The organism is Oceanobacillus massiliensis str. N'diop (assembly GCF_000285495.1).
In the GTDB taxonomy this organism is placed as follows: domain Bacteria; phylum Bacillota; class Bacilli; order Bacillales; family Amphibacillaceae; genus Oceanobacillus; species Oceanobacillus massiliensis.
In genome coordinates, this window is sequence record NZ_HE610976.1 from 758,120 (window position 1) to 765,787 (window position 7,668).

The 7,668-nt window shown below is 43.8% G+C and carries 4 protein-coding genes and 1 pseudogene; 2 read left to right on the forward strand and 3 right to left on the reverse strand.

What is annotated here, in order from left to right; all coding sequences use genetic code 11:
- Positions 1-630: 630 nt before the first annotated feature.
- The 3 genes and pseudogenes from OMHG_RS03655 to OMHG_RS03665 all read right to left on the reverse strand — a co-directional run bounded on the left by OMHG_RS03655 (position 631) and on the right by OMHG_RS03665 (position 5,155).
- A pseudogene (locus OMHG_RS03655) lies at positions 631-2,738 on the reverse strand ((Fe-S)-binding protein).
- 309 nt (positions 2,739-3,047) lie between these two features.
- Complete coding sequence (gene argS / locus OMHG_RS03660; protein ID WP_010648425.1) at positions 3,048-4,718, reverse strand: arginine--tRNA ligase; 1,671 nt, start codon at positions 4,716-4,718, stop codon at positions 3,048-3,050.
- Positions 4,715-5,155 carry a YwiB family protein gene (locus OMHG_RS03665; protein ID WP_010648427.1) on the reverse strand — a complete coding sequence of 147 codons (441 nt, stop codon included), beginning with the start codon at positions 5,153-5,155 and terminating at the stop codon, positions 4,715-4,717. Before OMHG_RS03665 ends, argS begins: the two co-directional genes overlap by 4 nt.
- A gap of 229 nt (positions 5,156-5,384) precedes the next feature.
- Between OMHG_RS03665 and OMHG_RS03670 the strand changes: the two genes are divergently transcribed.
- Entirely contained in the window at positions 5,385-7,424 is a 2,040-nt protein-coding gene (locus tag OMHG_RS03670; RefSeq protein WP_010648428.1) for a transglycosylase domain-containing protein, read from the forward strand.
- A gap of 57 nt (positions 7,425-7,481) precedes the next feature.
- A partial coding sequence (locus tag OMHG_RS18960) for a hypothetical protein (protein ID WP_237566133.1) occupies positions 7,482-7,668 on the forward strand: 187 nt, incomplete at its 3' end.

Sequence of the window (7,668 nt, forward strand, 5' to 3'; positions counted from 1 at the left end):
CCATAGAGAATTTCTTCTTTTAATTGCGGCTTCAACAATCCTAATAAGCTAATTGCCAAGATATTGAGAAACTCCGCTGCTCCTATCGTACGGTATTGCTTTTTTAATCTTTACAGTAGATGGAAACTGCGACATAACAAAGGATGATTGGTGATTTATCCCCGCTCCGGAAATACACTGCGCTTTCCGCGGGCTCGCGCTAAGCCTCCTCGCTCGCGAAGTTCGCTCTCTGCGGGGTCTTAGCGTCTTCGCTTTCCCGCTGGAGTCTCCGTGTATTTCCTCCGCTAGGATTGGGTTTTCTGAATCGATTTACTGATATTCAATTATTAAGCCGATGGATTGGAGCGCAAGGCAGTCTATTCCAGCGGGAAAAGCAATAGCTGAATATCCCGCAAGAAGTCGCTTTTGCTTCTGAGGAAGCTGAAAGCGCCCGCCGCGGAAAGCGACCGACCGGAGCGGTGATAAATCCCATCATCAAGTTACCTCACAGTTTATATCTTATATGTCCAAACTGCTGTCAGTAGTTAAGCAATCGGCCTCTTATTATGTTGCGATTGAACGTTCACTCGACGTATTTTCGAAAACAAGAGGGGTACCTGTTATGATCCCCTCTCTTATTTCAATGTCCTTTTATGCGGTTTTCACTTGTTCTTCTTCCAATACGGATAGAGCCAGAATCTCAGCAACATCCATTGTACTGATGTCTTCATCGACCTCTTTTGCTTTTGTTCCGTCACTTAACATGGTCAGGCAGTATGGACATGCACTGGAAATCATGGATGGTTTGACTGCCAATGCCTGCTCTGTTCTGGCAACATTGATTCGGTTTCCCGTTGTTTCCTCTGTCCACATGAGTCCGCCGCCGGCCCCGCAGCACATTCCATTTTCACGGCTGCGGTCCATCTCCACCAATTCAAGTCCCGGGATTGCCGTCAGAATTTCTCTTGGCGGATCGTATACACCGTTATATCTTCCCAAATAGCAGGAATCATGGTATGTCAATCGCTCATTTATCGCGTGCTGCGGCTTTAACTTCCCTGTTTTTACAAGATCGTATAACAGTTGTGTATGATGATACACTTCCGCCACAAAGCCGAAATCCGGATATTCATTTTTGAAAATATTATAGGCATGCGGATCGATCGTTACGATTTTGGTAACGCCATTCTTTTCAAATGTTTTTATATTTTTCTCGGCAATTTCCTGGAAGAGAAATTCATTTCCGATACGGCGTGCCGTATCTCCAGAGTTTGCTTCGGTATTGCCTAATATCGCAAAGCTGACCCCGGCCTGGTTCATCAATTTGGCAAAGGCAAGTGCTATCTTTTGGCTGCGGCTGTCATAGGAACCCATCGAACTTACCCAAAAGAGGTATTCAAATGTTTTGTCCTCTTTTTTAAGTTCCTTAACAGTTGGTATATATACTGATTCATCCTCATCCCGCCATTTAATGCGGTCCTTCTTGGACAGCCCCCATGGATTCCCCTGGCGTTCAATATTAGTGACTGCGCGCTGGATGTCGGAATCCATTTTCCCCTCTGTCATGACAAGGTACCTGCGCATATCGATAATCGTCCCCACATGTTCATTATTGACAGGACATGCCTCCTCGCAGTTTCGGCATGTGGTACATCCGGAAAGCTCCTCCACTGTAATGATGTCACCGATCAGACTCGAATGCTGTATTGCAGCGGCTGCTTCATTACTGGCACTGGCAGCATTTCCCGCTGTTCCTGCAAAGGCATAGGACGGTACCCAGGGAGATTTCCCTGTCACAGCTGCACCTTTTTCAGTAAGGTGGTCTCTGACCTTAATCATAATATCCATCGGCGAAAGCATTTTCCCTGTACCGGAAGCGGGACAGACATCTGTACAACGGCCACATTCCACACAGGCGTAAAAGTCGATCATCTGATGCTGTTCAAAGTCTTCCACTTTCCCAACACCAAAGGCTATTTCTTCCTCACCGTCTTCATCTTCTCCGACCATCTCGAAGTCTATTTTTTCAGTTTGCCTGGTATCTTTTTACTTAGAAAAACATTGATTGGTGCGGCAATCAAATGTGCATGTTTAGATTGCGGCACATAAATAAGGAAGGATAGAAGTGTGATGGTATGGACCCACCATGCAACATAAAACAAAACCATTGCTGCATTTGCCGACAGCCATCCGAATGCAATTGCTACCATACTTGCAACAGGTTCTGACCATCCCGGCTCGTGTCCATGCCAAATCATCGACATGCCGTTTCCAAACAGTACGGAAACCATCAACGTTCCAATGAAAATAAGCACGAGTCCTGCCTTCAAGCCCCGCTTCAAACGGACAAGCTTTTCCATGTAGCGACGATAGAAGGCCCAGCCGACAGCAATCAGAATCATTAACGTGACCAGCTCCTGGAAAAAGACAAACCCTGGATAAAAGATTCCAAATGGCAGGTGATTTCCGGGTGATAATCCTTTAACAAACATATCAAGCGCACCGAACTGAACGAGTAAGAATCCGTAAAACATCATGACATGGATTGTTCCCGATTTTTTATCCTTCAGTAATTTTGATTGACCGAATACAATTTTCCCGACTCTTTTTAAACGCAGCTTGATTTCCCCGTCGTAATCAGACTTCTTGCCAAGTCTGATGTAAGCGATTCTTGTTGAAACAACTTTTGCAAATAAATATAGTGCATAACCTGTCACAAGTAAGAACGCTATCCAATTTATAACCAAAAATGTATCCACCCTATGCTCCCCCTTGTTTAGCATCCAGCAAATGATAACGATTTCATTTTTCCGAATATACAGTATGTTGAAACCCTTATTATCACTTTAAACCTGAATGAACATTCAGTCAACCGATTTCAATAAAATATTTTTAGAATTTTATAGCAAAAAACCACTGTTTCCCAGTTAGGGATTACAGTGGTTTTTTGCCAAGATAGCAGGAAGAAAGCTTCCTTACTTTTAACCTGGCAGCATTATTATTATTGACTGGCCTGCGCCGAATTCACCTTGATAATATCGAGCCTTTGAACGGCTGAGCAGCTGCTCTTACATCTTTTCCGGTGCCGATACACCTATTAGGCCCATCGCGTTGGCAAGTGTCTGTCTGACAGCCTTCATTAATGCAATACGAGCGTTGGTTCTAGCTTCCTTCTCGCCATCAAGTACTTTCTCTGCGTTATAGAAGCTATGCAGCAGTGTTGCTAAATCGAAAACATACTGCGTCACTTTATGCGGAGTATGTTTTTCGGCTGCGTCTGCTACAATTTGCGGGAATTCACCGAGTTTCTTCAACAGATTCATTTCCTTGTCAGCTGTAAGCAGAGAAACGTCGAAACTATCATCTGCTGTAAATCCTTTATTCTTAGCCTGCTCAAGCATTGTACAGATACGTGCATGTGCATATTGAACATAGAAAATAGGATTGTCATTTGATTGGGAGCGAGCAAGATCCATATCGAAATCAAGCTGGGAATCATTGGAGCGGGTAACAAAGTAATAACGAACTGCATCGACGCCAACTTCATCCATTAATTCACGCAAGGATACAGCCTTCCCTGTCCGTTTGCTCATTCTGACTTTTTCTCCACCTTCAAATAAGTTGACCATCTGGATAATCTTTACATCAAACTTTTCCACTGGATAGCCAAGCGCCTGGATTGCAGCGCGCATTCTTGGAATATAACCGTGATGGTCAGCACCCCAGACATTGATGATATGATCAAATCCACGGTCCAATTTATTTTTATGGTAGGCAATGTCCGGTGTCAAATACGTATAGCTTCCATCCTGCTTAATCAGTACGCGATCCTTGTCATCGCCAAGGTCGGTTGTGCGGAACCACATTGCGCCGTCCTCTTCATACGTGTAGTTTCCTTCTTCCAATGTATTCAGAGCATCAGAGATTTTATCTTCTTTATAGAGGGAACGTTCAGAGAACCAGCTGTCAAACTCCACACGGAAATCTTTCAGGTCATTCTCGATATTTTTAAGAGAGGATTTCAAACCGAACTCTTTAAAGAATTGCAGGCGCTCTGTTCTTTCCTTGGAATCCCACTCATTTCCATATTCCGCTACCAGCTTTTTAGCGATATCGATAATGGCCTGGCCATGGTACCCATCTTCAGGCATTTCGACATCTATTCCTAGCTCCTGCAGATAACGTGCTTCAACAGATAGACCAAGATTATTGATCTGGTTACCCGCATCATTGATATAATACTCTCGCTCTACATCATAACCGGCAGCCGATAGTACATTGCACAGCACATCCCCGAATGCCGCATTACGTGCATGACCAAGATGAAGATCCCCAGTTGGATTTACCGAAACAAACTCAACCTGGACTCTTTCGCCATTGCCTTTATCTGTTTTGCCGTAATTGTCTCCGGCCTGCAGAATAGCAGGAATGATGTCACCAAGAAAATCATTTTTCATAAAAAAGTTAATGAATCCCGGTCCTGCAATATCTATTTTTTCAATTGATGCCTTGGTTTGATCCAGATTAGCTACAATATCATCAGCAATTTGGCGTGGTGCTTTCTTGGCAATACGTGCAAGCTGCATGGCAATATTTGATGCAAAATCTCCATGTGCCTTATCTTTCGGTTTTTCCAGGATAATTGCCGGCAGTTCTTCCTCAGTTGCAAGTTTCGCCTGTATGGCAGCCGCTGCGATTTCCTGTTTCAATGTATTTTCAGTTTGTTCCAAAACGTTCATTGATGATCCTCCTCTTTATATGACAGCTCGATTTTATGATTTCGTTTATCCTGTCCGTTCAATTTGACAGTATAGGAGATAGCCAAACGGCCTTCTATCGATTTGGTTGATTTTTGATAGTCAATCGTCTCTGTAAAAGTCTCCATATGTATTTTACCATGTGGGTGATGATATATATTTTCCGAAATACGGCCAGTTTCAAATTTCTGGTTCATTTTTACGGAACCTGATCGGTTGATATGGACCTTGGATTCCTGAATTGTGATTAAATTCTTGACCACAGAATCATCATCCAATTTTTCTTCAAACATCAATACATCCATCTCTTGTTTCCGAAAATAATTTCCCGACTGTATCTGGTCACTATACTCCTTTGCTCCACCATCATCAATAGTGGTGCGGAGATTAATCTGAACGTTCTTTTGAAAAGAATCCATTATATCGCCTCTAACTTTACTTAAAAATCCTATAGTGTCCCTATTATAGCGATAAAATGCAGGGATAATCAATATTTATATAGAATTTCATCGGATTCTGCGATTTCCGCTTCCAAACTCACAGAAAACCAATCAAAGAAAACATGAAGTTTCTGCTTTTAACAGTTTATAACCTATCTCCTTTTCCCATAATGATAAATACTAATATTTTTAAATTGGAGATAAGATTATGCAATTTTGGCCAAGAAGAATGATTCCCAAACTAATTATCGCTCTCATTGCCGTTGCCTTGCTTTCTGCTGCACTTATCTATCTGCTGGCATTTTTAATGGGGCCTCCAAACCTCCCTGGTGACCAGGCAACCCTTATTTATGATCAGGCAGGGGAAATTATTGGCGAGGAACGCGGTATACAGACAAATCAGTGGCTGAGCTTAGATGAGATATCCGATGACGTTATCGATTCGACACTTATCATCGAAGATAGGCATTTTTTTGACCATAATGGATTTGACTATAAGCGAATTGGTTCCGTCATTCTGAAAAATATCTCAAGCGGTTCTTTACAGCAAGGTGCGAGTACACTGACACAGCAATACGCAAGGAATCTCTTCCTATCACCCGAGAAGACGTGGTCCAGGAAGATAAAGGAAGCATTTTATACCGTCCGCTTGGAGATGTTTTATTCAAAGGAAAAGATTCTCGAAGGGTATTTAAATACGATTTATTATGGGCATGGTGCATATGGAATAGAAGCTGCCAGCAATTATTTCTTCAACAAATCCGCTGCAGAATTGACATTGGCTGAGGCAGCCATGCTGGCGGGGGTACCAAAGGGACCTACATATTATTCCCCTTTAAATGACGAGGAAAATGCCAATCAGCGGCAAAAGGTCATCCTAAGAAGTTTGCTGCATGAAAGGCGCATTTCAGAAACGGACTATAGAAAAGCTGTCGAGGAAAAACTGGTCTATGCAACAATGCCCGAAGAACCAAGAATTGCCGCCTACTTCCAGGATCAGGTTTTGCTGGAATCCTCTGAGCTGCTGGGCCTTGAACCAAGCTCCATCCGCAGTGGCGGATATCGGATCCATACAACATTAAATCGGGATTTCCAAGGACAGCTTGAGGAGACGATTCAGGAAACGATCCAAGATTCTAGCGAAATCGAAGCTGCCGCGATTTCGATGGATTCCGAATCGGGAGCTATATTGGCCATGGTCGGAGGAAGAGATTACCGAAAGAGTGCCTTTAACCGGGCCGTTGATGCAAGGCGAATGCCGGGATCTACCTTTAAGCCATTTTTATATTATGCCGCCTTGAATTATGGCTATACGGCAAGCACCCAGCTAATGAGCAAACCGACGACCTTCCAGCTGGATAACGGAAACGTCTATCAGCCAAGCAATTTCAACGGCTATTATGCCAATCAGCCCATCACATTAGCACAGGCACTTGCCCTATCGGATAATGTGTATGCCGTCAAGACCAACCTATACCTTGGTCCGGAGAAATTAATCGCATCGGCCAAGCAGTTTGGTATCAGCAGCGATCTCCCGAAAGTCCCATCCCTAGCACTTGGCACAGCTTCTGTTTCTGTGACGGAGATGACTTCTGCATACGGCTTGCTCGCAAATAACGGTAAAGAGATGACAAGCTATACAGTCGAAAAAATTGTCGATCAAGATGGAAAGACCGTTTACGAAAGGAAATCTGACAAGGCAGAACAAGTGCTTGATGAAAAGAAGACATTTATTTTGACACATCTCATGACCGGAATGTTCGATGAGGAAATGAATGGCTATACATCTGTAACGGGTTCTGGTATCACCGATCAATTAACAAGGATTTACGCTGGGAAATCCGGTACAACCGATTCCGACAGCTGGATGATTGGTTACAGTCCCTCTATTGTAACTGGCATATGGACAGGATATGATGACAACCGCCGGATGGAAGTGGTTTCCGAATCAGCTTACGCCAAAGAAATATGGGCAGCATACATGGAAGCAGTCCACCAGGGACAGCCAGAAGATACATTCGACCTGCCCTCAGGCGTGATTGGCATTCCAATTGATCCATTGTCAGGAAAACGTGCCACACCAGATTGTGAACACAGCAGAATCATGTATTTCGAAAAAGGAACCGAACCACGGGAATATTGTACAGAACATGATGACGAAAATGAATTGGAAGCAGATACGGAAACGGATTCTCACCCTGCAGAGGAAAGAGGCATATTTGAACGTTTGTTTGATCTATTTTTTTAGGTATTGGGCGCTAGGATGGGCGCTGCTGAGGGTGTTCGGCTGGGCGTGTGTGTGAGAGTGCGCTGGGCGGGGGCGGATTCGGGCGGGGATTCCGCGGTTTTTTCATTTATTCCGCGATTCGGGCGGAAATTCCGCGTTTTTTTCGTTTATTCCGCGGTTTGGCTGGGAATTCCGCGGTTTTTTCATTTATTCCGCGATTCGGGCGGAAATTCCGCGTTTTTTTCGTTTATTCCGCGGTTTGGCT